The 26,777-nt window shown below is 63.2% G+C and carries 22 protein-coding genes; 14 read left to right on the top strand and 8 right to left on the bottom strand.

Annotated elements, in window-relative coordinates:
- Positions 1–942: 942 nt before the first annotated feature.
- Positions 943–1,659, top strand: coding sequence for a response regulator transcription factor (locus JOF46_RS22845; RefSeq protein WP_425355079.1), 717 nt, complete (start codon positions 943–945; stop codon positions 1,657–1,659).
- Here the strand turns inward: JOF46_RS22845 and JOF46_RS07210 are convergent.
- The gene (locus tag JOF46_RS07210) at positions 1,656–2,672 is read right to left on the bottom strand and encodes a D-2-hydroxyacid dehydrogenase (protein ID WP_209906704.1); all 1,017 of its coding nucleotides are present in this window, start codon (positions 2,670–2,672) and stop codon (positions 1,656–1,658) included. The two genes, JOF46_RS22845 and JOF46_RS07210, sit on opposite strands and share 4 nt — an antisense overlap.
- Before the next feature lie 144 nt (positions 2,673–2,816).
- Between JOF46_RS07210 and JOF46_RS07205 the strand changes: the two genes are divergently transcribed.
- The gene (locus tag JOF46_RS07205) at positions 2,817–3,698 is read left to right on the top strand and encodes a PaaX family transcriptional regulator (protein ID WP_209906703.1); all 882 of its coding nucleotides are present in this window, start codon (positions 2,817–2,819) and stop codon (positions 3,696–3,698) included.
- Between the two features lie 110 nt (positions 3,699–3,808).
- Here JOF46_RS07205 and JOF46_RS07200 read toward each other — a convergent pair whose 3' ends face one another.
- A complete protein-coding gene (locus JOF46_RS07200; RefSeq protein ID WP_245348041.1) occupies positions 3,809–4,228 on the bottom strand; it encodes a RidA family protein in 420 nt (139 codons plus the stop codon).
- Positions 4,229–4,369: 141 nt separating this feature from the next.
- Between JOF46_RS07200 and JOF46_RS07195 the strand changes: the two genes are divergently transcribed.
- The 5 genes from JOF46_RS07195 to JOF46_RS07175 all read left to right on the top strand — a co-directional run bounded on the left by JOF46_RS07195 (position 4,370) and on the right by JOF46_RS07175 (position 10,814).
- Positions 4,370–5,221: a fumarylacetoacetate hydrolase family protein gene (locus tag JOF46_RS07195; protein ID WP_209906702.1), complete on the top strand. Its 852-nt coding sequence runs from the start codon at positions 4,370–4,372 to the stop codon at positions 5,219–5,221.
- A gap of 56 nt (positions 5,222–5,277) precedes the next feature.
- Positions 5,278–5,763 (top strand): cupin domain-containing protein, encoded by a 486-nt coding sequence (locus JOF46_RS07190; protein WP_209906701.1) that lies wholly within the window; start codon positions 5,278–5,280, stop codon positions 5,761–5,763.
- Positions 5,760–6,626: an acyl-CoA thioesterase gene (locus JOF46_RS07185; RefSeq protein WP_209906700.1), complete on the top strand. Its 867-nt coding sequence runs from the start codon at positions 5,760–5,762 to the stop codon at positions 6,624–6,626. Before JOF46_RS07190 ends, JOF46_RS07185 begins: the two co-directional genes overlap by 4 nt.
- Positions 6,627–6,685: 59 nt before the next feature.
- The gene (locus JOF46_RS07180; protein ID WP_209906699.1) at positions 6,686–8,317 is read left to right on the top strand and encodes an AMP-binding protein; all 1,632 of its coding nucleotides are present in this window, start codon (positions 6,686–6,688) and stop codon (positions 8,315–8,317) included.
- Between the two features lie 100 nt (positions 8,318–8,417).
- Complete coding sequence (locus JOF46_RS07175) at positions 8,418–10,814, top strand: bifunctional salicylyl-CoA 5-hydroxylase/oxidoreductase (RefSeq protein ID WP_209906698.1); 2,397 nt, start codon at positions 8,418–8,420, stop codon at positions 10,812–10,814.
- Between the two features lie 175 nt (positions 10,815–10,989).
- Here JOF46_RS07175 and JOF46_RS07170 read toward each other — a convergent pair whose 3' ends face one another.
- Positions 10,990–12,648, bottom strand: a complete 1,659-nt coding sequence (locus tag JOF46_RS07170; protein ID WP_209906697.1) for a thiamine pyrophosphate-binding protein — start codon at positions 12,646–12,648, stop codon at positions 10,990–10,992.
- Between the two features lie 2 nt (positions 12,649–12,650).
- Positions 12,651–13,427, bottom strand: a complete 777-nt coding sequence (locus JOF46_RS07165) for a cyclase family protein (RefSeq protein ID WP_209906696.1) — start codon at positions 13,425–13,427, stop codon at positions 12,651–12,653.
- 506 nt (positions 13,428–13,933) lie between these two features.
- Here JOF46_RS07165 and JOF46_RS07160 point away from each other — a divergent pair.
- From JOF46_RS07160 to JOF46_RS07145, 4 genes are read left to right on the top strand one after another with little or no spacing between them, the layout of a single operon-like run.
- Entirely contained in the window at positions 13,934–15,568 is a 1,635-nt protein-coding gene (locus JOF46_RS07160) for an ATP-dependent acyl-CoA ligase (RefSeq protein WP_209906695.1), read from the top strand.
- A gap of 48 nt (positions 15,569–15,616) precedes the next feature.
- A complete protein-coding gene (locus JOF46_RS07155) occupies positions 15,617–16,981 on the top strand; it encodes an MFS transporter (protein ID WP_209906694.1) in 1,365 nt (454 codons plus the stop codon).
- The gene (locus JOF46_RS07150; protein ID WP_209906693.1) at positions 16,978–18,153 is read left to right on the top strand and encodes a thiolase family protein; all 1,176 of its coding nucleotides are present in this window, start codon (positions 16,978–16,980) and stop codon (positions 18,151–18,153) included. The genes JOF46_RS07155 and JOF46_RS07150 overlap by 4 nt, the downstream gene beginning before the upstream one ends.
- The gene (locus tag JOF46_RS07145) at positions 18,150–18,770 is read left to right on the top strand and encodes a Zn-ribbon domain-containing OB-fold protein (protein WP_209906692.1); all 621 of its coding nucleotides are present in this window, start codon (positions 18,150–18,152) and stop codon (positions 18,768–18,770) included. Before JOF46_RS07150 ends, JOF46_RS07145 begins: the two co-directional genes overlap by 4 nt.
- 265 nt (positions 18,771–19,035) lie before the next feature.
- On the opposite strand, the gene JOF46_RS07140 is transcribed toward JOF46_RS07145, so the two are convergent.
- Both JOF46_RS07140 and JOF46_RS07135 read right to left on the bottom strand, forming a co-directional pair.
- Complete coding sequence (locus tag JOF46_RS07140; protein WP_209906691.1) at positions 19,036–19,983, bottom strand: LysR substrate-binding domain-containing protein; 948 nt, start codon at positions 19,981–19,983, stop codon at positions 19,036–19,038.
- A gap of 365 nt (positions 19,984–20,348) precedes the next feature.
- The gene (locus JOF46_RS07135) at positions 20,349–20,849 is read right to left on the bottom strand and encodes an acyl-CoA thioesterase (protein ID WP_245348040.1); all 501 of its coding nucleotides are present in this window, start codon (positions 20,847–20,849) and stop codon (positions 20,349–20,351) included.
- A 94-nt stretch (positions 20,850–20,943) separates the two neighbouring features.
- Here JOF46_RS07135 and JOF46_RS07130 point away from each other — a divergent pair, with 94 nt between their 5' ends.
- The 3 genes from JOF46_RS07130 to JOF46_RS07120 all read left to right on the top strand — a co-directional run bounded on the left by JOF46_RS07130 (position 20,944) and on the right by JOF46_RS07120 (position 23,295).
- Positions 20,944–22,287 (top strand): MFS transporter, encoded by a 1,344-nt coding sequence (locus JOF46_RS07130; RefSeq protein ID WP_209906690.1) that lies wholly within the window; start codon positions 20,944–20,946, stop codon positions 22,285–22,287.
- A 259-nt stretch (positions 22,288–22,546) separates the two neighbouring features.
- Entirely contained in the window at positions 22,547–22,984 is a 438-nt protein-coding gene (locus JOF46_RS07125; protein ID WP_209906689.1) for a hypothetical protein, read from the top strand.
- Positions 22,981–23,295 carry a winged helix-turn-helix domain-containing protein gene (locus JOF46_RS07120; protein ID WP_209906688.1) on the top strand — a complete coding sequence of 105 codons (315 nt, stop codon included), beginning with the start codon at positions 22,981–22,983 and terminating at the stop codon, positions 23,293–23,295. Before JOF46_RS07125 ends, JOF46_RS07120 begins: the two co-directional genes overlap by 4 nt.
- A gap of 3 nt (positions 23,296–23,298) precedes the next feature.
- On the opposite strand, the gene JOF46_RS07115 is transcribed toward JOF46_RS07120, so the two are convergent.
- Both JOF46_RS07115 and JOF46_RS07110 read right to left on the bottom strand, forming a co-directional pair.
- On the bottom strand, positions 23,299–24,687 hold the full coding sequence (locus JOF46_RS07115; RefSeq protein ID WP_209906687.1) for an NAD(P)/FAD-dependent oxidoreductase: 1,389 nt from the start codon (positions 24,685–24,687) through the stop codon (positions 23,299–23,301).
- A 54-nt stretch (positions 24,688–24,741) separates the two neighbouring features.
- Complete coding sequence (locus JOF46_RS07110; protein WP_209906686.1) at positions 24,742–26,700, bottom strand: S9 family peptidase; 1,959 nt, start codon at positions 26,698–26,700, stop codon at positions 24,742–24,744.
- Positions 26,701–26,777 lie beyond the last annotated feature (77 nt).

Below are 26,777 nucleotides of genomic sequence, written 5' to 3'. Positions count from 1 at the left end.
AATTCCTCCATGGGAGCTCCAGCATCTTCGGAATCGACAGGTTCCACGTGAGGCTTGCCGGCGGTTACCTTCTTGAACCAGTTCTCTATTCGTTGCCAAGTGAGAACTCGGACAAATATCGAGTAGACGGCGACCAAGCCAAGAGAAAAACATGGCAATCCCATAAGCTGCCCGTTGCCTGCACGTGAACCAGGCATCGCGAAGAAGGTTGGGATCCGTGTCCGACGGAAGCACAATGTTCCCGGGGAAAAGCTGAACCAAGAGGGAACCAGTGGTCACCGCTGCAACTGCCGGTGGGCACGCAGTGGCCAAATTGCTAAGTTCCAGCCAAGGGACAAGCCTCGTGATTTGGAGTGGCGCGTAAGCGACAGTTCCATTTGGCCAAGGCGTTCCGACAGCCTTCCATAGTGCACCGGAAACGTAAATGAATACAACGTGGCAAATCAACGTCACGATGACGAGGTTGTGTGCCATGTTCACCAACGGTTGCAGCAAGACGGCGTTGCCTCTCCACAACCGGACCAAAAAGTTCGGTACGGGGACATCACGTTCCCGTCGCGTCGCGTAGACGGACCAGCAGCTGGAAGTATCGGCAATCAATATCCCGAATCGTGACCTTGGGAAAGCAATCGGATGTTTGCCTTGCCCCGCACGGACAGGCTCCGGCCATCGAACGATTGTCGCCACGCATCAAGGCCTCAGCTTCCATCGCTGCTCCAGCACGAGGGAATGGCCGCTTGTCTATGATTCCGTCCGTTTACCGTAATGTGCACGCTTTCGGCCGTCTCGGCTCGCCAACCGGTTAGACCAACTAGCTAGTATGGAAAAGAATACATCGAGGAATAGAGTTTTTGGGCTTTGGTCGATGTTTCTGTTCGTGAGTTATTGAGTTATTCCAGAGGCATTCGCAGAATCTATAGGAGATCCCTGATGTAGCCCCAAATACGAGTCCATCTTGCAGATAGTGACTACTTTCTTCGACTTGGCCTGGAAAGTCTTTTGGCTGCAAGCCCGGATGTCCAACTTGAACAGGTTACCGGCACCGGCAACGACGCAGTTGACGCGGCACTCGAGAAGAGACCCGACTTGGTTCTCATGGAAAGCAGTCTCAGCAACATGTGCAGCGTGGAAGCTACCCGGCGGATCGTGTCGGCGGCCCCTGAGACGAAAGTGGTGATGCTTTCGGCGACCCACGATATCGAGACCATGGCCAGGGCCCATTCGGCGGGTGCCTGTAGCTACCTGGCCAAGAATTCGATTTCAACAGACCTGGGCTCCGCGCTTCGAATGATCCACTCGGGAAACATGATTTTCTCCAAGCCCACGGATGCGGACCAGTTCCCGCCCCACTCCACGAGCAAGTATGACTTGAAATCGCAACTATTGCGTCAGACCGGACCTCGAGATCGACGCATACTTCAAGCACTGTCAGAAGGCCTCACCAACGTCCAAATCGCCGCATTGCTCCATGTCAGTGAGGGCACGGTCAAGGCGCAACTGGCAAAAAATCATGGAGCCACTTGGCGTCAGCAACCGTGTCCAGCTCGCTGTCTTGGCCGTTCAGGCCGGGCTACTCGAAGAATTGCGCACGACCGTGCCACTGGGTGTCGGCCGCTTGCGTCATGCAACGCCCCGAGCCTAAATCTTGGCCAGAACTAATACCCCTGCAACGGGTCATAGGTATTGAACAATGCCTCTCCGTCCAGGTAGCGGCGCAGGTTTTTCGTGAAGAGTTCCACCAGGCGTGAATTCTCCGCGTCCACGTTTGCGGCGGTATGAGGGGAGAGAATCAGGTTCGGGGCGTCCCACAAGGGGTGCCCGGCTGGCAGTGGTTCCGGATTTGCCACGTCAAGAACGGCCCCGCCAAGGTGCCCTGTGGCGAGCACATCGAGAAGGGCTTCCTGGTCGATGACCGGGCCGCGGGCCAGATTTACGAGAAATGCCCCTTGCTTCATGTCGGACAGCCTCCGTTTGTCCATGAGCCCCGCGGTTTCTTCTGTCAGCGGGCAGGCAAGAACCACGATGTCGTACTCCCCCAGCTGACATTCCTGCAGGCCGACGGAGCGTTCAAATGGCTTGTCCAGCAGTCTGCCCGCTCGGGTGGTCCCGTCGCAGCTGACTCCCATGAAGCTCAAGGTCTTGGCTACTTCGCTACCAATGCTGCCCGCCCCGATGATCAGGGCACGAAGTCCGTGAAGGGTCTTCGACGCACCGTTTGTCCAACGGTGTGCCTTTCGCTGGGATTCGAGGCGTGGAAGTTCTCGGATGAAATAAAGCAGCCCGGCCAAGGCAAATTCCGCCAAGGGCTTGGCATGCACGCCCGCAGCCGTGGTGATGCGAACCTTGTCGTCGGTGTGCCCCATCGCTGCTGCCCGGGCACCGACTCCGGCCTGCGAAGCCTGGATCCATTCGAGCCGTGGGCTGTGTTCTTGCCAATCGCGCGGTTGCCACCAGTCGAAGTCGAACATGATGGTGGCATTGGCCAGGTGCCTCTGCCACTCGGCCAACTGTCCTTCGGTGAGTTCACGAGGCTTGCCCCAGTGGTCAGCCTCGAATTGCGGGACCGGCAACAGTTCGGGCCGGTAAATGACCTCGACCTCGGGAGTGGCATCGATCAGCCGGCCAACCAGCTCTTCCTGGAGATACGAACAAATCAAGACCTGTGGGCGCATGGAGCTCCGGGACCTCTTTCATTGAGTGGCGGGACGAACGGGGCGCGACTCATCTGTTGTGGTCTCCGGCGTCACGAGAACGACACGACAAGAAAACCGGGCCCCTCGGACAGGCTACCTTGGGTGATTCGATAAGGTGAGCGCATGACCACACACGTAGGTGACCGCAAGGGCCCCAGTGAGACCCCGGTACCTCGGCACCACCAGCTCATCGTCTCTTTGTTCGGTCTGTACGCACGCCAACATGGCGGTGCCTTGGCCGTGGCCACCATCATTGACCTGATGCGTGATATCGGGGTCGAATCCACTGGTACCAGGTCCTCGATCTCCCGCCTGAAGAAGCGAGGTGTCATCGACAGCGTGCAGGTCAACGGCCGCAACGGGTATGCCTTGGCGTCTTCGGTCATCGCCACGTTCATCGAGGGCGACGAACGCATCTTCCACCCCAGGCGGGCCAAGAAGGGCGATCAATGGTTGCTGGCGACCTTCACGGTCCCCGAGTCCCAGCGCAACATCCGTCACAAGATCCGTTCCTCGCTGGTGCGTATGGGCTTCGGCTCGGTGACCCCGGGACTGTGGATCGCTCCGGGCCACCTCCGCGACGCAGTGCTGGCCTATTTCGACACCCGCGGGCTGAACGAGTACCTCGAATTCTTCATGGCCGACCATGTCGGCGGGGCCGACCTGCACAAGAACATCGGATCCTGGTGGGACCTGCCGGCACTGGATTCCCTTTACTCGGACTTCCTCGAGCACAACCGGGAGCTGCTGGAGTCATGGGTCCAGCGCGACGGGTTCGACGCCGATCCCGATTCCGACGCCAGGGCCTTCGGCGACTACCTGGTCCTGGTCACCCAGTGGCGGCGCCTGCCCTACCTCGACCCGGGACTACCCACCGAGTTCCTGCCCGATAATTGGAACGCCCTGGAGGCCGAGCACCTCTTCCAGCAGCTCCACACCCTGCTGGCCCCACGTGCTCAGCGCCATGCCGACCGCGCCATTGCCGACCACGCGGTCACCGCTTAGTTGCTCCCCCACATCAAAAGGAAGCCGTGCCGTGCAACCGTCCCCTTGCGGGGAAATGGTTGCGCAGCACGGCTTCCTTGGCTATCTGCTCTTCTTGCCTGCCCGATTATCTAGGCGCGGTCCTGGATCACCGCAACGCCCTGGATCTCAATGAGTGCCTCCGGCTGCCACAGGCGGCTGACACCGATGCCGGCGAGCGCCGGGTACTTGCTGCCTGCCATTTCGCGCCAGAGCCGGCCGATCTCGCGGCCGTTGGCCAGGTAGTCATCGACATCGGTGAGGTAGATGGTCACCGACACCAGGTCCTCGGGCTGTCCGCCGGCCTCGACGAGTGTTGCCAGGACGTTGGAGAACGCCTGCTTGAACTGGTCCACGATGTTGCCCGGGACGATCTTCATGTCCTTGTCCAGGGCCGTCTGGCCACCCAGGTACACGGTCTTGCCGGCGAGCACGCCGTGGGCAAATCCGGAGGGCTTGCCCAATGAATCGGGGTTGATGGTGAGGTTCTGAATGAGGGTGGTTTCGGTCATCGTGCTCTCCTGTGGGTTCTTGTGGCGGTTGAGCGGCTTCCGCTCTGGCGCAGGTTAGTGATGCGTGTTACATTGAGGATACGTGACGGCAGTCAAAAAGTCGACACAGTAGATTTGATGAATGGCGAAGGAGCCCAAGGAATGAAACTCGCAACGGTTCGACATGGTGGGCGCACCACCGCCGCATTGGTGGTGGCAGGCGGATACCAGCCGCTGCCCGCACGCAATCTCAGCGAGTTGCTTGCCCTTCCCGGGTGGAAGGCGATCCTCAAGGAAGCTTCTTCCGGCCACTGTGGTCCCGATGTCCTGCCCGCATCCGAGGTCGAGCTGTTGAACCCGGTGCCGAGCCCGGCGAAGGTCATTTGCTGCGGCCTGAACTATTCGGAGCACATCCTGGAAATGGGACGCGAGCTCCCCTCATTCCCCACGCTCTTTGCAAAGTTCGCCGACACCCTCACCGACCCCGATGCCCCGATCGTCGCCGACGAATCGGTGGACCTGGACTGGGAGGCCGAGCTGGCCGTGGTTGTCGGATCCACCCTGAAGGACGCCTCCGAGGACGAGGCGGCAGCCGCCATCGCCGGTTACACCGTGGCCAACGACATTTCCATGCGCGACTGGCAGCGCCGCACACTGCAGTGGTTCCAGGGCAAGGCCTTTGACCGCACAACGCCACTGGGCCCCGTGTTGGTCACCGCCGACGCGCTGGACCCGGAGGCCGGCCTCGAGGTCATCTGCACCCTCAACGGCGAAGAGGTCCAGCGCGGCAACACCAAGACCCTGGTCTTCTCCGCCGCCAAACTCCTGTCCTACATCTCCACCTTCACCGTGCTGCGCCCCGGCGACGTCGTTCTCACCGGAACCCCCGGCGGGGTCGGCATGGGCATGGTCCCGCCGCGCTTCCTGAAGGACGGGGACGAGCTTGTCACCGAGATCCCCGGAATCGGAACCCTGTCCAACCGCATCAGCCTGCGAATCAACGCTTCACTCTAGACAACATGACAACCACCTCATCCATGCATCCAGCCACAGACCAAGGAGCCAAGCCCATGAACAACCCGACCCCCACCATCTACCGCACCGAGGGTGAGAACACCGTCTACGCCAACTCCGACGGAGTCGTCGTGCCCGTGGTCACCCGCAAGGGCGAAGAAGACACCAACACCGCGCAATCCGGGGACTGCATCCGCGTCTCCGGGGTCAGCATCCAGCACACACCGGCCACGAAGCTCTGGTTCGGCCAGGTCTCCAACACCCCCGGATACCGGTCCCTCCCCCACCACCACGGCGAAGCGGAGACCGGCGGCTACGTGCTGCGCGGCCACGGCCGGATCTACTTCGGCGAGAACTACGAGCAGTTCCTGGACATGACCGCCGGCGACTGGGTCTTTGTCCCTCCGTTCATGCCGCACGTCGAGGCCAACATGTCGATCACCGAGGACCTCGTCTGGCTCACCGCCCGCACCCCGGAAAACATCGTGGTGAACCTCGAAGAAGTCGCCGACGAAACCCTGGAAGGATACCGCCGGGCATGAGCTCACAAATTTTCCTTGATGCCATTGACTTGACCGCTTGCGAAGCCGAGGTCTTTGACACGGCTTTCACCGCCATCCCCCAGTACGTTCCGTGGCCCAAGGCCTACGGCGGGGACATGGTGGCCCAGGGCGCCTCGGCCATGATGCGCTCGGTCGACGGGGACCGGGAACTGCATTCCATGCATTCCTACTTCCTGCGCCCCGTGGACATGCACGTGCCGGTCCGCTACGAGGTCGAGCTGATGCGCGATGGCCGCGGCTACTCCACCCGCCAGGTCCGCGGCTTCCAGAACGGCAAGGCCGTCTACACCGCCCTGGGCTCCTTCCACGTACCCGAAACCGGTCCCGAACAGTCCTCCACGGCACCGGCCGAATTCCTGGATCTGGATCCCGAAACCCTGGCCAGCGCGGCCAGCGTCCTCGCCTCGGCCGAGGGCCCTGCCGCCGAGTACTGGTCCACCGGCCGGTCTTTCGACATGCGCCACGTTCCCGGGGCCCTGTACCTCGAGGTAGACGGCAGGCCCTCGGCCCACCAAGCGGTCTGGGTCAAGGCGTTCACCGAACTTCCCGATGACCAGATCACCCAGCGCGCGGCCCTGGCCTACGTGTGCGACTACACCATCCTGGAACCGCTGTTGCGGACCCAGAACCTGTCCTGGAGCACCGAAGGGCTCGTCACCGCAAGCCTTGACCACTCCATGTGGTTCCACCGCAGCGGGCGCGTGGACGACTGGGTGCTCTACGTCCAGGAAGCCATCTCCAGCCAAAACAACCGCGGCCTGGCCATCGGCCGCTTCTACACCCGGGATGGCCGGCTGCTGGCCACCGTTGCCCAGGAGGGCATGATCCGCGGACCGCGCTAAGGCACCACAAGCACCATTGCAATCTTGAAAATCGACTCCTGGAAAGAGACGGCAAGTTCATGGAATTATCGCTTTCGTCCCATCAAGACACCTTCACGCGCGACCACCTGCCGCCACACGAGCTGTGGCCAACCCTGGAGTTCACGCTGCCCGAGCTGCAATACCCCGAAAGGCTCAACGCCGCGACGGTGCTGATCGACGACGCCGTGGCAAAGTTCGGGGCCGAATCCCCGGCACTGCTGGCTCCCGACGGAACCGTGCAAAGCTACGGGGAGCTGCTCACCCGTTCCAACCAGGTCGCCCAGGTGCTGGTCGAGGACTTCGGGATCGTCCCCGGAAACCGGGTCATGCTCCGGGCCCCCAACAATGCCTGGCTCGTGGCATGCTGGCTCGGGGTTCTGAAGGCCGGCGCCGTGGTGGTCACCACCATGCCTGCCCTGCGCGCCCCGGAAATCGCCAAGCTGGCCCAGCTGACCAAACCCGCCCTGATGCTGTGCGACCACCGCTTCCTGGATGACGCCCGCGACGCCGCGGGTTCCTCCTACCCCGTCGTGGCAGTCGGATCCCAGGACCCGGCGGATCTGGTGGCGCTCTCCGGCTCCAGGTCCGGCGAGTTCGCCAACGTCGACACCGCGGCCGACGACGTGGCCCTGCTGGGCCCGACCTCCGGGACCACCGGGGTCCCGAAGATCACCATGCACTTCCACCGCGACATCCTGGCCAACGCGGACACCTTCGCCCGGCACATCCTGGCCCCGACGCCCGACGACGTATTCGCAGGCTCTCCTCCCCTGGCCTTCACCTTTGGCCTGGGCGGGCTGGTCGTCTTCCCGCTGCGCTTCGGCGCCAGCACCCTGCTCACCGAGCGCACCACCCCGGTGGAGCTGGCGCAGTTCTCCCACGACGCCGGTGCCACGATCCTCTTCACGGCACCCACCGCCTACCGCGCCATCCTCAAGGAGGGCAAGGCCGAGTTGCTGCGCCCGCTGCGCATCGCCGTCTCGGCCGGCGAACACCTTCCGGCGGCCACCTGGGAGGCTGTCAAGGACGCCACCGGTCTGGAGCTGATCGACGGGATCGGTTCGACCGAGCTGCTGCACGTGTTCATCTCCGCCGCCGGGGCGGACATCCGCCCCGGCACCACCGGGACGGCGGTCCCCGGCTACCGCGCAACGATTCTTGACCTTGACGGCAACGAACTCGGGCCGGACGAGGTCGGGCGCCTCGCGGTCATCGGCCCCACGGGCTGCCGGTACCTCGATGACGAGCGCCAGCACGCCTACGTTTCCAACGGCTGGAACGTCACCGGGGACACCTTCGTGCGCGACGCCGACGGCTACTTCACCTACCAGGCACGCAGCGACAACATGATCATTTCCTCCGGCTACAACATCGGCGGGCCCGAGGTCGAGGAAGCCATCATCCAGCACCCAGACGTGATGGAAACCGCCGTCGTCGCACGGCCCGACGAACACCGCGGCTCGGTGGTCTGCGCCTTCGTGGTGCTGGTCGACGGGGTCACCGGTTCGCCCGAGAAGGCCAAGGAACTCCAGGACTTCGTCAAGACCGTCATCGCACCGTACAAGTACCCGCGCGAGGTCCGCTTCGTCGATGAGCTGCCCCGCAACCCCAGCGGCAAGCTCCAGCACTTCAAGCTGCGCGAGGCATTGGCCCAATCCCCGGCCTCCTAACCACTTTCCCTATTCTTCCCCACCCCCCCTGTCAGCACCGCACGGCCCCGGGATCAGCCCCGGCCGCCGCAGCCCTGCCGACCCCTGAAAGGACCCAGACATGAAAATTGCAGTTGTTGGCGGCGGCCCCGGCGGCCTGTACTTCGCGTCCCTGATGAAGCAGCTTGATCCCTCCCACGAGGTCACCGTCTGGGAGCGCAACGCGGCATCGGACACCTTCGGCTTCGGCGTCGTTTTCTCGGACGAAACCCTTGGCGGCATCGGCAACGCCGACACCGTCATTGCCGACTACATGTCCCGGCGCTTCGCCCGCTGGAGTGACATCGACATCCACTTCCGCGGGCAGATGCACACCGTGGGCGGTCAGGGCTTTGCCGCCATGAGCCGCAAGGAACTGCTTCAGCTGCTGCAGCGCCGCGCCATCGAACTGGGCGTCGACGTGCGCTTCTCCACCATCGCCCCGGACGTCGAAGAGCTGTCGGCAAACCATGACCTGGTGCTGGCCGCGGACGGGTTGAACTCCGCGATCCGCACCCGCTTCGCCGGGTCCTTCAAGCCATCCCTCGATGCGCGCACCTCCAAGTACATGTGGCTGGGCACCGACCAGGTCTTCGAGGCGTTCAAGTTCTTCGTCAAGGAAACCGACGCCGGGACCATGCAGATCCATGGCTACCCCTACTCGGAGACGGGCTCGACCTTCATCGTGGAAATGCACGAGGACGTCTGGCGCGCCGCCGGCTTCGACGAGACCCAGCACGAGGTCTTCGCCCCCGGGGTGAGCGACGAAAAGGCGGTGGCCAAGGTCAAGGAGATCTTCGCCGAGGAACTGGCCGGCTACAACGTGCTGACCAACAACTCGAAGTGGATCAACTTCACCACCGTGCGGAACGAAAACTGGCGCCACGAGAACATCGTGCTGCTCGGGGATGCCGCGCACACCGCACACTTCTCCATCGGCTCGGGCACCAAACTGGCCATGGAGGACTCCCTGGCCCTGGCCGCCTGCCTGCACGAACACGTTTCCGTCGCGGCCGCCCTTGCCGCCTACGAGACCGAGCGCCGCCCGGTGGTGGCATCGACCCAGCGTGCGGCCCAGGCCTCGCTGGAGTGGTTCGAGAACATCGGGCAGTACAAGGACCAGGACCCGGTGCAGTTCTGTTTCAACCTGCTCACCCGCTCCCGCCGCATCACCTACGAGAACCTGAAGCTGCGCGACACCGGCTTCGCCGCGAAGGTCGATGCCGACTTCGCCCGCCTGGCCGGCTCCGCGGAGACCGCACCGGCCATGTTCCAGCCGTACAAGATCGGCGAGCTGGAACTAGCCAACCGCGTGGTCGTCTCCCCCATGGACATGTACTCCGCGACCGACGGCGTCCCCGGGGATTTCCACCTGGTGCACCTGGGCTCCAAGGCCATGGGCGGCGCCGGTTTGGTCATGACCGAAATGGTCTGCGTCTCGGACATCGGGCGCATCACCCCGGGCTGCACCGGCCTGTACACCGACGAACAGGGCAGCGCGTGGAAGCGCATCACCGAGTACGTGCACTCCAACTCCAACGCCAAGATCGGCGCGCAGATCGGCCACTCCGGCCGCAAGGGCTCCACCAGGCTCATGTGGGAGGGCATCGACGAGCCCCTGGAGACCGGCAACTGGGAGGTGCTGGCACCCAGCGCGATCCCCTACGGCGAGGGCTGCCACGTCCCGGTGGAAATGGACCGCGCCGCGATGGATACGGTCCGCGATGAGTTTGTGGCCGCCGCGCGCCGGGCCGATGCGGCGGGCTTCGACCTGCTGGAGCTGCACGCGGCCCACGGCTACCTGCTTTCCTCCTTCCTTTCCCCGCTGTCGAACAAGCGCCCCGACGAGTACGGCGGATCGCTTCAGAACCGCCTGCGCTACCCGCTCGAGGTGCTCGATGCGGTGCGCGAGGCGTGGCCGGCGCACAAGCCCATCGGCGTGCGCATCTCCGCCACCGACTGGACCGAGGGCGGGAACACCGAGGACGACGCGCTGGTCATCGCCCAGGCGTTCATCGAGCACGGGGTCAAGTCCATCGACGTGTCCTCCGGTCAGATCGTGCGCAATGAACGCCCCGCGTTCGGGCGCAGCTACCAGACCCCGTTCGCGGACAAGATCCGCAACCAGGTCGCGGCGGCGGCGGGCGTCGCGGTCATCGCGGTCGGGGCGATCTCCTCCTACGACGACGTGAACTCGATCCTGCTGGCGGGACGCGCGGACCTGGTCGCTCTGGGCCGCACACACCTGTACAACCCGCAGTGGACGCTGCAGGCAGCGGCCGAGCAGGACTACGTCGGTGCCGGTGCCACCTGGCCGCTGCCGTTCAAGGCCGGGCGCCGCAAGCCGCCCAGCGCCCGCACCGACGCGGTCCGCCCGCGCCTCTCGCTGCTGAAGGAAGAGCAGATCGACGAGCAGGTCCATCTGCGCTGGACCCCGGCCAAGGACAAGGCAACTAAGAACCTGGTGCCGAGCGTCTAGCATCGGAAGCAGGGCGGGAGTGGCTCGATTCGCGTGGAGCGGGTCGAGCCGCTCCCTCTGTGCATTCCCGCCAAGATCCGGAGCGGCGCCATGCAGAAGACACCGAAATGCGCGGAGTGCCGGCGGGGAACGTTTCCCACCCGGCACTCCGCGCCGGTGATTCCGGGCGATTGCCTTAGTGCCCCTTGAAGGCCTCCGCGAGCCACCAGGCGCCCGAGTCCGAGGCGATCTTCGCGTCGATGACCAGCGGCCTGCCCGGGCCCGAATCCAGCCATGCCTGCACCGCGTCCAGGTCCGCGAGCGTGCGCACCGTGATCCCGTCGGCGCCGAAGCCGCGGCCGATGGCGGCGAAGTCGGTGTCCGGGAATTGCACGATGCCCATGTCCGCTTCCGGGTTCCCGGTCCCGAAGTGGTGCACTTCGGCGCCGTAGGCCGCGTCGTTGTAGACGATGCAGACCAGCGGCATGCCCAGCCGCACCGCGGTGTCCAGCTCGGCGATGGCCATGTGGAAACCGCCGTCACCGGTGCCCAGCACCGGCATGCGTCCGGGCTGCGCCAGGCCCGCGCCGATGGCCGTGTACAGGCCCAGCCCGATGGACTGGAACGCCTGGGTGAAGCAGAAGCCGAATTCGTCGGGCACGGAGAGGTACTGGCTGGGGTAGCCCATGAAGTTCCCCGAGTCCACGCTGACGATGCGCTCGGCCGGAAGCATCTCGTCAAGGCGCTTGGTCAGCGCGCGCGGGTCGATGAGCCGAGCGTCGGACAGGTCATCGAAGTCAACCTGGTTCCAGTCGATGGATTCCTTGATGCGCGCGGCAACGGCGACGGTGCGGTAGCCCTCGCGGGCCTGAATGTTTCGACCGACGAGCTCTTCGAGCACGTCTGCCGCGCACTGCGCCGAGTCCCCCACGATTCCCAGGTCGATGGGCCGGTTGGCACCCAGCGCTTGTTCCTCGAGGTCGACCTGGACGACCCTGGTGCCGGTGCCGATCAGGTGCCCGTGGCGCATGGTCCACATGTTCAGCGCGCAGCCGAAGCCGATGATGAGATCCGCGTCGGTGATCAGCTCGGCCGCGAGCGGCGAGGAGAACCCGCCGGAGATGCCCAGGTTGAACTCGTCCTCGTTGAACAGGCCCTTGGCCACCGCGGAGGTCGCCACCAGGGCACCGGCGTGCTTCGCCAGGTCCAGGATCTCGTCCCGGGCCCCGCGCCCGCCGCGGCCGGCGACGAACACCGGGCGCGTGGCCTTGCCGATCAGCTCCGTGAGGGCCTCCACCGAGGCGCGCGAGGGCCGGATCGGTTCGGCCGGTGCCATGGACGCCGACGCACGGGACTGCTCGTCCGTGGCTTCTTGTGCCTGGACATTCAACGGCAGGTTCAACACGACGGTGCGGCGGTCGTTCACCGCGCGGCGGTAGGCACGCACCGTGTCCGCCACCGCGCTTGCTGCGCTGTGGACCCGTTCCGGGATGGCGTAGACCGAGGCAGCGAAGGCGTCCTGGTCCATGGCGAAGTTCGAGTAAACCGCGGATGGCGCCGCCTCGGCAGCCAGCACGATCATCGGGGTGCGGGACTTGGCCGCCTCCCCGATGCCGGTTGCCGCGTTGGTCAGCCCGCAGCCCTGGTGCACCGAGAGCAGGGCCACCTGCCCGCTGGCCCGGGAGTAGGCATCGGCCATGGTGGCGGCCCCGCCCTCGTGCCGGGCCGCGGTGAAGGGAACCCCGTGTTCGACCAGGGTGTTGGTGATGGTGAAGTTGCCCGAGCCCACCACTCCGAAGCAGTGGCCGACGCCGAGCTCGGCCAGGGTCTTGCCGACAAGTTGTGCAACGTTCATGGTCAGCTCCTTCCGACCATGGCCAGCACGCGGGTCGGGGCGCCGGTTCCGCCGACGATCGGCAGCGGGGCCACCATGATCATGGCCCCGTGGGTGGGCAGCTTGTCCAGGTTCTTCAGCGAGGTGATCCCGTATTTGTCGGCGCCCAGCAGGAAGTAGTGCATCGGGAACGGCGGGTTCAGCGCCCCGGCGTTCCCGGCGTCGATGCCCACGGTTTCCACCCCGACGCCGGAGATATCGAGTTCCTCAGCGATCCATTTCGCGCACTCGGCGGTGAAGCCCGGGGTGTGGGATCCGGTCTCGTCCAGATTCAGAAATGCCTGCTTGTCGTGCCCGTACTGGTCCCACCCGGTGCGGAAGAGCAACCACGCATTGGCGGGGAAGGCTCCGTGCTCCTCCTGCCAGGTCACCAGGTGCTCGACGTCGATCAGGAAATCGGGGTCCGCGGATGATTGCTCGCTGAAGTCCAGGACCACCGCGGGGCCGACCAGGCGTGCTGGATCGAGCTGGGAGACGTCCTTGCCCTCGCGGCCGGAGATCCAGTGGATTGGGGCATCGATGTGCGTGCCGATGTGCTCACCGGTGTGGATGTTGTGGTGCTTCCAGTACGGGCCGGGCTCGTTGTAGGCAGAGACCTCGTCGATGCGGAAATCGATCAGGTTGGCGAACGGCTCGGGCAGCACCAACGTCGGGGTATCGGCGGATAGTGGCGCCGTCAGGTCAAGGACTTCAACGGCGCCGGTAGCCAGCGATGCCAGGACTTCATGTACAGGACTCATCGAATCTCCAGTGTTCAGGCGTGAGGGCAGCTTCGTGCCCGATAAGGAATATATATCGAAGATGAGTGACGATCGTCACCACTCTTCGCTTGGGATTCAATCTATCAGCGCACTGGAATTCGACAAGTGAAAATGAAGCCTGCGGCAACGGAGAGCCATTACACTTTCGGCCTATCGGTAACGAAAATGCTAACCCCACAGTCTGGAGCTTCGCGCCCAAAATCACTCTCCGCCGTCGCCCGCCAACGCACTCGCGTGATTCGCATATTTTTGCATCATTCCAAATCAGATTGCCTATTTAGGCCATGACAAGCTCTCCCGCCAACGCCCATATCGACCCTAGGGCGACGAATTCAGGGGCGAGCACCCTCCCCATCGCCGCCCCAGGCCCAAGCCCCCACCGACGGCCAAAGACACGGAATCGATCCCGCCTCATTGACGACCGTCAAGCCGTTGCTATAGCTTCGCTGTGACGCAAGCCTCATTTGGAAACGGAGTTACCACCGATGCCCCACAATACGATCTCAACACCGCTTCCCTGGGACGCGCTCACACGTGAATTTGCAGTGGAAGATCGAACGCTGCCGGTGATGTTGCAGGCGCAAGCTCTTCGATTTGGCGATCGCGTGCTCTATGAATTTCATGGGAAACGAGTCACCTACTCGGAAGCCATCTCGATTGCCTCACGCGGCGCGCAAACATTGCATCTTGCCGGTGTATCAAAGGGCGATAGAGTCGCATTAGTTTGCGGTAATCGCCCCGAATTCTTCGAGGTTTTCTTGGGCGCCGCCTGGCTGGGAGCCATTACAGTGCCGTTGAATACCGCGATCAGAGGTACCCAACTCCAGCACATGCTCGAAAACAGCGGGGCAGAACTTCTCGTGGCCGAGGCGACGTTTCTCTCGAGACTTGAACTTATTGACCAGTCTCGGATTCAGTTGACTGCGGTCCTTTCCATCGGGGAAAAGGAAGAACAGCCGGATCTGCTTATCAATTCAACCCGATCCGCAGCGTGGCAGCTTGCATCATCGGCTGCGCCAAGACCGCTGCTAGCTCCAAGCGACCCCCTGGCCATCTTGTACACGTCCGGGACCACCGGGGTTTCCAAGGGCGTAATCTGTGCGCACGCCCAATATTTCTGGTGGGCATTCCACAACGCCAACATCCTGGAGATTGTTCAAGGCGATAAGTTGCTCACCACGCTCCCGTTGTTCCACACGAATGCCTTGAGCACCTTCTTCCAAGCACTGCTAACTGGATCTTCGATTTTCGTTGAAACGAAATTCTCTGCCTCGGGGTTTCTGCGCTCCATCCAGAATTCGGGTGCCACGGTGACGTATCTTTTAGGTGCGATGGTTCCAATTCTGTTGTCTACACCGAAAACGGAGAACGACAACGATCATGGCCTGCGGGTCATTCTTGCACCTGGTGTTCCGGCCGAAGCGGCCAGCGAGTTCGAAGAAAGATTTGGGACCGTCCTACTCGACGGATTTGCCTCCACAGAATCGAACTTCGTGATTGGTTCCCCCCAGTCCGAGCGAAAGCGCGGCACGATGGGGAAGCTCCGCCCGGGCTTCGAAGCAAGAATTGTCGACGAACTCGACGTTGAAGTGTCCATTGGCACACCTGGCGAGTTGCTGCTTCGCGCCAGCGACAGTTTTGCATTCGCAACCGGATACTTCGGAATGCCCGACAAGACGGTTGAAAGTTGGAGGAACCTCTGGCTCCATACTGGCGACCGTGTTATCCAAGACGTCGACGGATACTTCAGGTTCATGGACCGGATCAAGGACGTAATCCGACGCCGCGGAGAGAACATCTCGTCGTATGAAGTCGAGCAGGCTATTGGCACACATCCGGCAGTGAAAAACGTCGCTGTCTACCCGGTGAAATCGGAACTCGCAGAAGATGAAGTGATGGCCTCGGTCATACTGCACGACAATGCGACCTTGACGCCATCGGAGCTCATGGATCACTGCCAGCCCCTCATCGCATATTTCGCCGTGCCACGATTTATCGATTTCGTGAACACATTGCCTACAACTGAGAACGGCAAAATCCGAAAGTTCAAACTGCGCGAGACAGGTATTACGCCTAACACGTGGGACCGCGAGCACTCAGGCTACGTACTGGTCCGCTAGACCTGGCCCCCTACCACTTTAAGCAACCACCCTTAGAGGAGAATTCTCATGACTTTCTCAAAAGTTTCGGCCGTCAGCGGCCAGAAAAGCGTCAAGCAGTACGTTGTGGCTTCATTGTTCGGCAGTGCCCTTGAATGGTATGACTTCTTTCTCTATGCAACAGCCGCCTCGCTCGTCCTAGGCAAGCTCTTCTTTCCCCCTGACACAGATCCACTCGTCGCCACGATGGGCGCTTTCGCAGGATTTGCCGTCGGCTTCGCGGCCCGGCCAATTGGCGGAATCATTTTCGGCCACATTGGGGACAAGATTAGCCGCAAGACCTCATTGGTCCTCACTCTTTCAATCATGGGTGCTGCGACATTCATCATGGGATTGCTGCCGACCTACGCCCAAATCGGAATCTTTGCCCCGATCCTTCTCCTTGTCCTCCGCGTAGTGCAAGGCATCGCTGCCGGCGGCGAATGGGGCGGAGGTGTCCTGCTGATTAGCGAGAACACGGGCAGCAGCCGCCGGGGGCTGCTCTCTGCCTTCAGCCAGTCCGGCGTCTCGCTCGGCTTCGTCTTATCAGCGGGTGCGTTCTTCCTGGTTCAGCTGTTGCCAGAGGAACAGTTCCTTAGCTGGGGTTGGCGTCTCCCATTCCTGCTTTCCGTGCTGATCTTCGGTGTTGGGATGTACATTCGATTCCGATTGCCTGATAACCAGGACTTCAAGAAAGGCGATGCCCAGGCAACTAGCCACCGGCTCCCGTTCATCGAAGCCATCAAAACCCACCCCAAAGAAATCCTCGTGGGAATGGGACTGCGCGTTGCCGAGAATGGTGGTTCATACCTCTTCCTTTCGTTCTCAATCGTCTACGGTGTGCACGTTGGCGTCGACAGGGGCATCTTGCTTGCCGGTGTCATGCTCTCGATGCTCTTCTCGTTCGGCATGACCCTGTTCTTTGGTCACCTGTCCGACAAAATCGGCCGGCGCAAGGTCTATGCGTTCGGCGCAGTGATGCTTGTGGTCATCGCATTCCCGTTCTTTGCCATGATCGGATCCAACTCAAATACGCTGGTCATCCTGGCCTATTTCATTGCCAATGGCGTCTGCCATGCAGCAATGATCGGAACACAGCCAGCGTTCTTCCACGAACTCTTCGACGCCAAGATCCGCTATTCCGGAATGTCCATCGCCCATGAAGTTGCCGCAGTCTTCGCGGGTGGCTTGGCTCCTCTGATCGCGACGGCATTGCTAATCAAATTCGACAGTTACGTCCCGGTCGCAATTTATGCCATCGGCCTTGCCTGCATAACCTTGCTGGCTCTCGCCTTGTCAGGCAAGGTGGGTGACATGCGCCCGGCTCGGTCAGAGGACTCGACGGCCAAGTCACCCGTCGCGCTGGACACACTCGGGACGGGAACAAACAAATGAGCGTTGCAAGGAAAAACTACGAAGGCGTGGTTGTCGCGACTCCGGTGACCGTGCCCTACACGCGGAACTCCGAACAGCCTGTGCAGTGGTGGATCGGTAAAGCCCTCAGGGCCCTTTGCGATGAAGCAGGAATCCCCAAGAACCAGATCGATGGGCTGTCCCTTGCTTCCTTCACCTTGGCACCCGACAGCCCGGTGGCAATGACGCAACATCTGGGCTTGGAACTGCGCTGGCTTGATGGAATTTCCCTGGGAGGGGCATCAAGCGTTGTTGGTCTCCGCAGGGCAGCCCGGGCAGTGCAGGCGGGCGATGCAGGCATCGTGGCCTGCATCGGAGCAGACATCAACCGGCCCGGTGCCTTTCGGGACCTGGTCACTTCATTCAGCCGTTTCGCCCAGGACGGTGCGTACCCCTACGGCGGTGCCGGTCCCAATGCAAGTTTTGCCATGCTCACGGATTACTACATGCGTGCATACGGTGCCACGGAAAAGGATTTCGGTAAGCTCGCCATTTCGCAGCGTGAAAATGCACTGTCCAATCCCAACGCATTGTTCAAGAAGCCACTGACCATGGATGAGTACCTGAACAGCCGGCCCATTGCCGATCCGCTCCGGCTTTTCGATTGCGTCATGCCATGCTCGGGGGCCGAAGCCTATCTCGTGATGCATGAAGACACGGCGAAGGAACTCGGACTGGACTACGCGCACCTGTTGGGGGCAATAGAGCGCCACAATGCATTCCAGGAAGATGAAATCCAAACGCGTGGAGGATGGCAGGTCGACATAGACGAGCTCTGGGACATGTCGGGACTTCGGCATGACGACATCGATGTGGTCCAGACCTATGACGACTACCCGGTCATTTCGATGATGCAGTTCGAGGACCTCGGTTTCTGCAGTAAGGGCGAGGGGCCGGAGTTCGTTCGGCGGCATTCTTTCACCACGGACGGAACGTTTCCGCATAATACCTCGGGCGGCCAGCTGTCGACGGGGCAGGCCGGGGCCGCCGGCGGGCATCTGGGTACGGTGGAAGCCATTCGCCAAGTTCTCGGTTCCACGGTCGGTCGCCAAGTAAAGGACGCGCGGGCCGGCTTGGTTTCCGGGTTCGGAATGATCAATTACGACCGCGGTTTGTGCTCGGCCGCGGCCATCCTAGCCAAGGAGCGTGCATGACAACGACAGTGGAAACTTCGTCCCACATACCGCCAATTGCCCGCAGTACAACCGCCACGGGTCTCTTGATCGGCGCAGTTTCAGGAAAATTCATTCTGCAGGAATGTGTCGAATGCGGAATGGTTCAATACCCGCCGCGCGACGCATGCCATCACTGTCTCGGTGAATCGATGGCTTGGGGAGAAGTGGATCCGGCAGGGACACTTATTGCCGAAACTTTTATTCACTCCAGCAACGAGCCGTACTTTAGGGAACGCCTGCCGTGGCGCACGGGAATTGTCGCCTCGCCGATGGGAATATCGGTTGTTTGCCATGTGCTGCCCTCGTGTTCGGTGGGCGAACCCGTGACAATGAGCCTTCGCTTTGATGAGGCCGGGTGCGCCGTCGTCGTTGCCAGCGTGGACGAGTCATTGGACGGCGTCTCTAGCAACGGATCCAGGCCAGTTGCGAACGACTTCGTATCGGACGTGCAAGGACGAACGCTCATCCTAAATGGTTTGGAATCAGACCTTGCTAGGGTGCTTTCCGAGGCCGCATTGAAGCGCGGGGCTCGAGTCGTGGTTTCCGAAGCTGGTGAAACCGGGGCATCGACCGGACTGGCTATCCGAGTGGGCTAGTCCGGGCTCGGCCGTGAGCCGTCGTGTGTCTACGGCCGGATGGGAAAAACGGACGATGCGGACGTCGAGCGGGTTTTCCCGCCGACGTCCGCATCGTCCGTTTGCTACACCGTGATTCCAACCAGGCAAAGGCCAATAGAACCTGCCGCGGGTCGTGGCCAAGCCACGGGAAGTCAAACGACAGAGAGCCGCGAATCGCGCCGGCAACGCATGACACCTCCAAGAATTACTGGACAATACGGCTCAACTCGGACGGTGGAACTGGTCAAGGGCTCGCGGCAGAGAGTTCGCGAATGATGCGCTTGCTTTCTTCATGCAGGCAGTCCACCAAAAGTTGGGCGGCGGATGTCAGGGGCCGATCCGGACTCAACATGTATCCCACATCTTGCGCAAGGCCCTCAATGACGAGGGGGTGCATCCTGAAATCTGGATCTGCGGCGGCCATCGACTCCTGCATTACAGTCAGGTATCCCGCTTCGACAACCAAGGTTCTCAACGGTGCAGGGGTCGCACACTCGACTTGGTGATCGGGCATCGCCGTGCCCGTTTTGCGGAACTCGTCCACGAGCGTGTCATACAGCGGCGTACCTGCAACCGGCATGGCCCAGGGAAAAGCTGCAAGGTCCGCCAGATTCGATGCTCCCGGCAGAAGAGCAGGGTGTCCAGTGGCTGCGACGATTCTGTAGGGCTCTCGGTAGAGCGGGACCAGAGTCAAAGCCGACGTGCTGGCGTGGCGTGTAATGCGTCCAACCAGCAGGTCCAGGTCTCCGGAGATCAGCTCCTGGATCAGGGTATCTGGCGGTGCCTCGCTGATTCGCACATTCGTCTTCGGCCGCGCGTTTGCCAATCGTGCCACGGCCCGGGGTACCAAGAGATTTGCCCCGGTCACGAAAGCCCCGATGCTCACGGACCCACCTTGAGGATCCGTGAGTTCCTCCAGACGGCGGCGAAGAACCTCGGCCTGTCCGACGATTACGAGCGCATGTTCCAAATACGCAACCCCCGCAGTTGTGGGGACCATTCCGTGCCGGGTTCGTTCAAAGAGGGCCACGCCCACCGCCGACTCGGCTTCCCGCAGGGCACGACTCAGTGCCGGTTGGGTCAAGAAGAGTTCCGTTGCCGTTCGAGCCAGGCTTCGGTACTCGGCGACGGCCAGTACAAGAATCAGATGGCGCAACTTCAAATGGCTGCCCATCAAAGCCCGCAAATCCATGCTCCGATCCTACAGTGTCGGTCATCACAGGATTTCGCAGCATGCACCATTGCCACAGCCGACCAAACACGCCGAGGTGCCGGCTCACGAATCGCCCAAGGCTCTCGCTGAAATGAGTTTCGCAATCCGAAAGCGTGGTTGTGCCGCCCACGCGCGGCATGGGACGTGGATATCCCAAGAATTCGGCCTGAGCCAGCTTTGCTCAGGTTCCCTTTCCTAGGTAACCTGCCTCGTTCTACACGGAGATGCCGGAAGTACAGCGGACGAGCCGAAACCGTTTCACCCTAGTAATGGCTTCATTATTGGCAGCTACTGAGCAAAGCTCAAGCAGACTTGAATCCCTGTGCTCCCGGCAATGTTTGCCTCTACATTGACAGGGCCCGTCGGATCCCTGCGGGCCAGGGCGCCGATTTTTCGGTGCCTTCCGGCACGCAAACCGTAACAAAGCGGCCCTCGGCCGCAAGTACGGCTTGGCGGCCTTCGTGTGGATGCCCCCAGACCTTGAAGGCAAAGGACATGGAGGAGGTTCCGACATGTTCAATGGCCACTGCGGTGCTCACGCGTTGCCCGAAGTAGAGTTTTGCGCGGTAGTCGATTTCATGACGTACCCGAGGTGCATTTCCGAAGTAGGAAACAACTCCGAGCTCCCGAAAGAGCTTGGCTTCGGCGGCCTCGACAAACCGCATGACCACGGAGTTGTGTTGATGTCCTGCCGCATCGGTGTCGATCCATTCGATGTGGCGATCAAGCACGCTGCCGGCCAAGCCAGCGGCGAGGAATTCCTCTGCCGCATCCGCAACGGCAGACTCTTGCGGTGCACCCGTATCATCCGAATTTCCGATCATCGTAAAGTTTTCTCCATCCATCTATTGTTACGCACGTCACCTTAACGACATAATACAAGCGTTCGTTGTTCCACCTCCTTCAAGACTTGACCCCTTCACATGAGGAGCCCTAAGCATGGCGGCAACACAAACCAGCACCGACTGGAACATCCCCAAACGCACCACCTCGGTGGTCCTCTTTGCCTGTTGGCTGGCGATCCTGGCCGAAGGCTACGACGTTGGAGTCCTTGGCGCCGTCCTGCCGGCGTTGGCCGAGTACCAGGAATGGTCACTGACCCCGTTGCAGCTTGGCGGACTGGGCGCCTACGCGCTGGTCGGCATGCTTTTTGGTGCCCTGTTCATCGGAACCCTGAGCGATGTCATCGGTCGGCGCAGGATGCTCCTGCTCTCGATGGCGATCTTCACCATCACCCAGGCCGGGGCCGCCCTGGCCCCGACCCCGGAGATGTTTGGCTTGTTCCGCTTTCTCGGCGGCCTGGGCATGGGCGGAATCATTCCCGTCGCCGCGGCACTGACGATCGAATACTCGGCACCCAGGAAGCGGTCGCTGAACTACGGAATCATGTACTCGGGATATTCGCTGGGCATCGTCGCCGCGGCCCTGGTGGCCATGGCGTTGCTGCCGACGCTTGGCTGGCGTTGGGTGATTGCCGTGGGCACGCTGCCGATCTTGATCCTTCCGGTGGTCGCTTGGCTCGTTCCCGAATCCCTTGAATACCTGGTGGCCAAGGGCAGGATCCCCGAGGCCAAGGCCCTGGCCGCGAAGTTGAAGGTGCGCAACTACCGGCCGGTGGCGCCGGCGAACCCGGGCCGGAGGATCCCTTGGCGCGAGGTCATGGCCTCCATGTTCTCCGGCAAGTATCTGCGCTCCACGGTGTTCTTCTGGATCTCGCTGTTCTGCGGGATGGTGCTGGTCTATGGCCTGAACACCTGGTTGCCGCAGATCATGCGCAAGGCAGGCTACGACCTGGGATCCTCCCTGGCCTTCCTGCTCGTGTTCTCCCTGGCCTCCGCCATCGGCGGCCTGGTTCTGGGCTTCCTCGCCGACAAATACGGGCAGAAGACCATCCTGGTGCTCTTCTACCTGCTCGGCGCCGGCGGCATCCTGTTGCTGATGTTCCCGAACACCATGTTCGTGAACCTCTGCTTTGTGGCGTTTGCCGGCATCGGATCGATCTCCACCTCCCTGGTGCTCACCGGATACATTGCCGACTACTACCCGGCCGCCCAGCGCGGCACCGCCACCGGCTGGGCCCTGTCGTTCGCCCGCATCGGTGCCATCTCCGGGCCGATCATCGGCGGCTGGATTGCCTCGACGGGACTGAGCTTCGAGTTCAACTTCATCTTCTTCGCCATCGTTGGCGTGGTGGCGGCCATTGCGGTCGCGCTGATCCCGAAGCGGATCGTCGAGACGCCGGCTCCGGCGGAAAACTTCGAGCACGAGGCATCGTTCGACTAGAGGCATGCACCACCTTGCACGACGGGGCGGGGCGCCCGCGGCCGGAACCGAACAACTTGTTCGCCCGGTTCGCGGACGCTCCGCCCCTCGCTTGCCCGGCCCGTCCCCCAAACCGCTGCCCGAGGAAAAATCTCCGGCCGCTTCCGCCATATGCAGGGCAGTCCCAATCCGATTCGAAAAGTACTTGCTATATTGGAAAGTATTTACGTACCATGGTTTAAGCGCTGGATCCCCAGCAACCATCCGCAAGGAGACCGCCATGGACAACAACAAGCTTTCACCATCAGCCGCCCGGGACCTGCTCAACGAGGCGGGCCGGCTCGGCGCCGCCTCGCGCTCCGGTGCCAGCTGGCCGCACATCACGATGCTGTTGGGCTTGGGCGCCATTTCTTCGCTGTCGCTGCTCGCGTTTTGGCTCGTCGGCCGGGTCGACGAGTCACTGATCTGGATCCCCATGGTCGGGATGCTCGCCTGGCTGGGCATCTTCATGGCCGTGATGCTGTACTTCGGCAGGTCCACCAAGCAGGGCTTCACCGTCCGCTGGGGCATCTGCATCGGAGTCTGGGCCGTGTTGTGGGGCATCGGCTGCGTCGTCGGGCTCAACTTCTTTGCCGATGACTTGTGGTTCTTCGCCGCCACCGCGGCCGCCATCACGATCGCCACCGTCGTCGGTGCCTGGACCGAGGCCTCCAAGTGAGCACGCCGGAGATTCCTTCGCACCCCCGCCACCAGCTGGCCGAGGACCTCGCGCACCCGGTGCGCTTCTCGATGGCCGCCGCGCTCGCCGCCACGGACGAGACGGAGTTCGCGGTGCTTCGCGACCACCTGCAGGTCAGCGACTCGGTGCTCAGCCGCCAGGCCTCCGCCTTGGAGGCCGCGGGCATCGTGCGCATCCGAAAGGGCTACATCGGCAAGCGTCCGCGCACCTGGCTCTCGCTGACCAAGGCCGGGCGGGAGACGTGGGCCCGGCACCTGGCCGCGCTGCAGGCCATCGCCTCCGGCGGCTGAGTCCTACCGGCCGGAGACCAGATCCGCGAGCCGTGCGATCGGGGCGGTGGCGGCCCTGCCGTCCCTTTCCTGGGCATCGGCCCGGTGGTACATGGCGTACATGCCCTGGACCCCGAGCCAGCGCACCGGCTCGGGTTCCCAGCGGCGCACGGTGCGGTTGACCCACGGCATGACGGTGGCCTTGGTGTCCCGCCCCAGCACCAGGTCCGTGAGCGTCCGGCCGGCCAGGTTGGTCGCGGTGACCCCGGTGCCGACATATCCCCCGGCAAAGCCCAGGCCCGTGGCCGGGTCGTAGTTCACCGTCGCCCGCCAATCGCGCGGCACCCCCAAGACCCCGGACCAGGCATGCTCGATCCGGGCCCCTCCCGCCGCCGGGAACATCTCGTGCAGGATCCCGGTCAGCGCCTTGATGGTCTTGGGCTGGGTTGCCCCGTCCATGTCGGTGCGCGAGCCAAAGCGGTAGGGCACCCCGCGGCCGCCGATGGCGATGCGGCCGTCGGCCGTGCGCTGCAGGTACACATACGCGTGGGCGAAATCCTCCAGGGTCTCGCACCCCTCCCAGCCGATCTGCTCCCAGGTACCCGCATCCAGCGGCTCGGTGACGATCATCGAGGAGTTCATCGGCAGCCAGTCGCGGTGCGCCCCCGCCAGGTTCGCGGTGAAGCCCTCGGTGGCCCGCAGGATGTGTGCGGCGCGCACGGTCCCGCGTTCGGTCACCGCGGCGGCAGGTGCCCCGCTGGCCCCGGCGTTGATCTCGGTGACCAGGGTGTTCTCATAGATGGTGACGCCGCGGCGTTCAACCGCCTCGGCCAGCCCGCGTACCAGCTTCGCCGGATGGATGCGGGCGCAATGCGGGATGTGCATCGAACCCAGGGCGCCGGCCACGTTGATCCGCTCACGCGTCGCTGCGGCCGAAAGCCGCACCGCGTCATCCTCCGGCCACCTCAGCTGCTCCGCGGCCATGGCCTCGAGCCGGCCGAGTTGCGCAGGGTTGCGGGCCACCAGCAGTTCCCCGCCCTTGTTAACGTGTGCGTCGATGCCCTCGTCCGCGGCAACCTTGATGACCTCGTCGACGGTGTCGTTGAGCATCCGCTGGAAGTCCCCCACCAGGGCACGGCCGTGGCTCTTGACGTACCCGTCACGTCCGCCGGTGATGGTGTTGGCCAGCCAACCGCCGTTGCGACCCGAGGCGCCGAACCCGGCGAAGCGGGACTCGAGCACCGCGATGCGCAGCGACGGATCGGCCTTGGCCAGGTAGTAGGCGCTCCACAGCCCGGTGTACCCGGCCCCGACGATGGCCACATCGACCTCCAGGTCCCCGGCGAGCGCCGGGCGCGGGGCCGGAAGCCCGTCCTCGGCATACCAAAACGACACGTTCCCGTTGGTGGTCATTCTTCGGATTGTCCTTGCGTTGGGCGGGCGTGCGGGCGGAAGGCTGCGTGGTGGCTAGCTGAGCTTGAGCACCGGGACGTCGGATTCGAAGCCGAAGACCGCGGCATAGAAGCCGAGGGAGGTTTCCAGCGCGTTGACGATGTTCTCGGCGCGGCGGAAGCCGTGTTGCTCGCCCTCGTAAAGCACGTAGGCGTGCGGGATGCCGTTGGCGGCCAGAGCATCGGCAACCACCCGGGACTGGGCCGGGGGCACCACCTTGTCCTGGTCCCCCTGCAGCAGCAGCACCGGGCAGCTGATGTCCGCAACGTGGTTGATCGGCGCGCGTTGCGCGTAGAGCTCGGCGGCCTCCGGGTAGGGGCCGACCAGCGAGTCCATGTAACGCGATTCGAAGTCGTGGGTGTCGCGCACCAAGCCGACCAGGTCCGAAACCCCGTAGCGGGAAATGCCCGCGGAAAAGGTCTTGGTGGTGGTCAGCGCGGACAGCACGGTCCAGCCTCCGGCACTCCCGCCCTCGATGGCCAGGCGCTTCGGATCCGCCATGCCGGCGGCGGCCAGGCCCTCGAGCACCGCGACGGTGTCCTGGACATCGACCACTCCCCATTGCCCGTTCAGTCGCTGGCGGTAGGCGCGGCCGAACCCGGTGGATCCTCCGTAGTTCACATCCACGACCCCGATGCCGCGGGAGGTGTAGTAGGCGATCGACAGCGAGAGCTGCGCGAACGCCTGGGAGGTGGGTCCGCCGTGCACGAAGGCCACGTAGGGCGGCAGCTCGTCCGTGGACCCGGTGAGGTTTCCGAGCCTCGGCTCGTACACGTGGGCGTAGACGCGCGAGCCGTCGGCGGCGGTGAATTCCATGGCCTCGGCGCCGGGCAGCGCCTCGGGATCGGGCAGGTCCTTCAGGGCCAGGGAGATGTCCTGCACCGCCAGGGTGTCCAGGTCGATCAGCCGCAGCCCGTCGCCCTGAACCAGCGAGGTGGCGGTGGCCAGCAGCTCGTTTCCGCGCAGCCCGGTGGGCGAGATGCGGGTGAAGGGCAGCACGAGCTGCTGCAGCTTGCCGCTGGGAACATCCAGCGTGGCCAGCGAGCTTCCGTGGGTGCCGTGGGTCAGAAGCAGGGTGTCGGCGTCGATGACCTTGTACCAATTCTGGCCCACGGTCCACAGCGGTCCGGCGAATTCCTCTTCCCTTTCGCACAGCGGGCGCTGGGACGAGGAGGACAGATCGTGCAGGTAGGGGTTCCACCAGCCGTTGCGGTCGGAGATGAACACGAGCCGGTCCTCGTCGAGCCATTCGGGTTGCATCACCGATTCGGTGGTGGAACCGGCCAGCACCGTGTCGTGCACGGCCGCCAGTTCTTTGAGGTCGGCCACATGCAGTTCGGTTCCGTCCCAGGGCATCTGCGGGTGTTCCCAGGAAATCCAGCTGATCCGGGTGCCCGAGGGGTTCAGCCGCGGGGCCGCGACAAAGCGCGAGGAGGCCGTGACCTCTTTCAGCGCGTCGGGATCCGCGGCGGCGGAGCCGTCGAGCGGGATCGCGGCGATGTAGCGGCGCAGCTGTGTGCGGTGGTCCTCGCAGATGGCCAGCACGTGCCCGGCGGGTCCCTGGATGATCTCGGCGAAGCGCAGGGCCGGTTCCCCGTCGGCCCCGGATGACTCCGGGGTCAGGGGAACGGGCGTGCCGCCGTGGGCATCGACGAGGTAGAGGCGCTGGTCGCGGAAGTTCGCGAACACCAGCTGATGCCCGTCCCCGGTGCCCACTGCGGCCCAGGACGCTCCGCCGTATTCATTCACGCGGCTGCGGACGTTGAAGGGTGCGGCCACGAGTTCGCGCGCCGGTGAGTCGGATGCAGCGGCCCGGGCCAGGACCGTCAGCCGCCCGCCCTCGGCCGGGCGGCCCTCGAGCCACCACAATTCATCCCCGACGAATCCACCGCCTCCCACCGGCGTGGTGCCGGCAGCCACCTGTGAGGCGGAAATGGGCGAGGGCCAGGAGCCATAGGGCAAACGCGATGTCATGATGCGATCCTAGTCCTCCCCGCTCCAGGAGTGAATCATCACCCGACAAGGGATTTTTCCTTCCACTCCGGCGACGG

It is taken from the genome of Paeniglutamicibacter psychrophenolicus (assembly GCF_017876575.1).
GTDB lineage: Bacteria > Actinomycetota > Actinomycetes > Actinomycetales > Micrococcaceae > Paeniglutamicibacter > Paeniglutamicibacter psychrophenolicus.
This window is presented reverse-complemented; position numbering and strand designations above follow the sequence as displayed.

Bases quoted from the DNA above. Each gene is read 5' to 3' on its own strand.
- JOF46_RS07210 (WP_209906704.1), bottom strand. From the start codon at position 2,672: ATGCGCCCACAGGTCTTGATTTGTTCGTATCTCCAGGAAGAGCTGGTT.
- JOF46_RS07205 (WP_209906703.1), top strand. From the start codon at position 2,817: ATGACCACACACGTAGGTGACCGCAAGGGCCCCAGTGAGACCCCGGTA.
- JOF46_RS07200 (WP_245348041.1), bottom strand. From the start codon at position 4,228: ATGACCGAAACCACCCTCATTCAGAACCTCACCATCAACCCCGATTCA.
- JOF46_RS07195 (WP_209906702.1), top strand. From the start codon at position 4,370: ATGAAACTCGCAACGGTTCGACATGGTGGGCGCACCACCGCCGCATTG.
- JOF46_RS07190 (WP_209906701.1), top strand. From the start codon at position 5,278: ATGAACAACCCGACCCCCACCATCTACCGCACCGAGGGTGAGAACACC.
- JOF46_RS07185 (WP_209906700.1), top strand. From the start codon at position 5,760: ATGAGCTCACAAATTTTCCTTGATGCCATTGACTTGACCGCTTGCGAA.
- JOF46_RS07180 (WP_209906699.1), top strand. From the start codon at position 6,686: ATGGAATTATCGCTTTCGTCCCATCAAGACACCTTCACGCGCGACCAC.
- JOF46_RS07175 (WP_209906698.1), top strand. From the start codon at position 8,418: ATGAAAATTGCAGTTGTTGGCGGCGGCCCCGGCGGCCTGTACTTCGCG.
- JOF46_RS07170 (WP_209906697.1), bottom strand. From the start codon at position 12,648: ATGAACGTTGCACAACTTGTCGGCAAGACCCTGGCCGAGCTCGGCGTC.
- JOF46_RS07165 (WP_209906696.1), bottom strand. From the start codon at position 13,427: ATGAGTCCTGTACATGAAGTCCTGGCATCGCTGGCTACCGGCGCCGTT.
- JOF46_RS07160 (WP_209906695.1), top strand. From the start codon at position 13,934: ATGCCCCACAATACGATCTCAACACCGCTTCCCTGGGACGCGCTCACA.
- JOF46_RS07155 (WP_209906694.1), top strand. From the start codon at position 15,617: ATGACTTTCTCAAAAGTTTCGGCCGTCAGCGGCCAGAAAAGCGTCAAG.
- JOF46_RS07150 (WP_209906693.1), top strand. From the start codon at position 16,978: ATGAGCGTTGCAAGGAAAAACTACGAAGGCGTGGTTGTCGCGACTCCG.
- JOF46_RS07145 (WP_209906692.1), top strand. From the start codon at position 18,150: ATGACAACGACAGTGGAAACTTCGTCCCACATACCGCCAATTGCCCGC.
- JOF46_RS07140 (WP_209906691.1), bottom strand. From the start codon at position 19,983: ATGGATTTGCGGGCTTTGATGGGCAGCCATTTGAAGTTGCGCCATCTG.
- JOF46_RS07135 (WP_245348040.1), bottom strand. From the start codon at position 20,849: ATGGATGGAGAAAACTTTACGATGATCGGAAATTCGGATGATACGGGT.
- JOF46_RS07130 (WP_209906690.1), top strand. From the start codon at position 20,944: ATGGCGGCAACACAAACCAGCACCGACTGGAACATCCCCAAACGCACC.
- JOF46_RS07125 (WP_209906689.1), top strand. From the start codon at position 22,547: ATGGACAACAACAAGCTTTCACCATCAGCCGCCCGGGACCTGCTCAAC.
- JOF46_RS07115 (WP_209906687.1), bottom strand. From the start codon at position 24,687: ATGACCACCAACGGGAACGTGTCGTTTTGGTATGCCGAGGACGGGCTT.
- JOF46_RS07110 (WP_209906686.1), bottom strand. From the start codon at position 26,700: ATGACATCGCGTTTGCCCTATGGCTCCTGGCCCTCGCCCATTTCCGCC.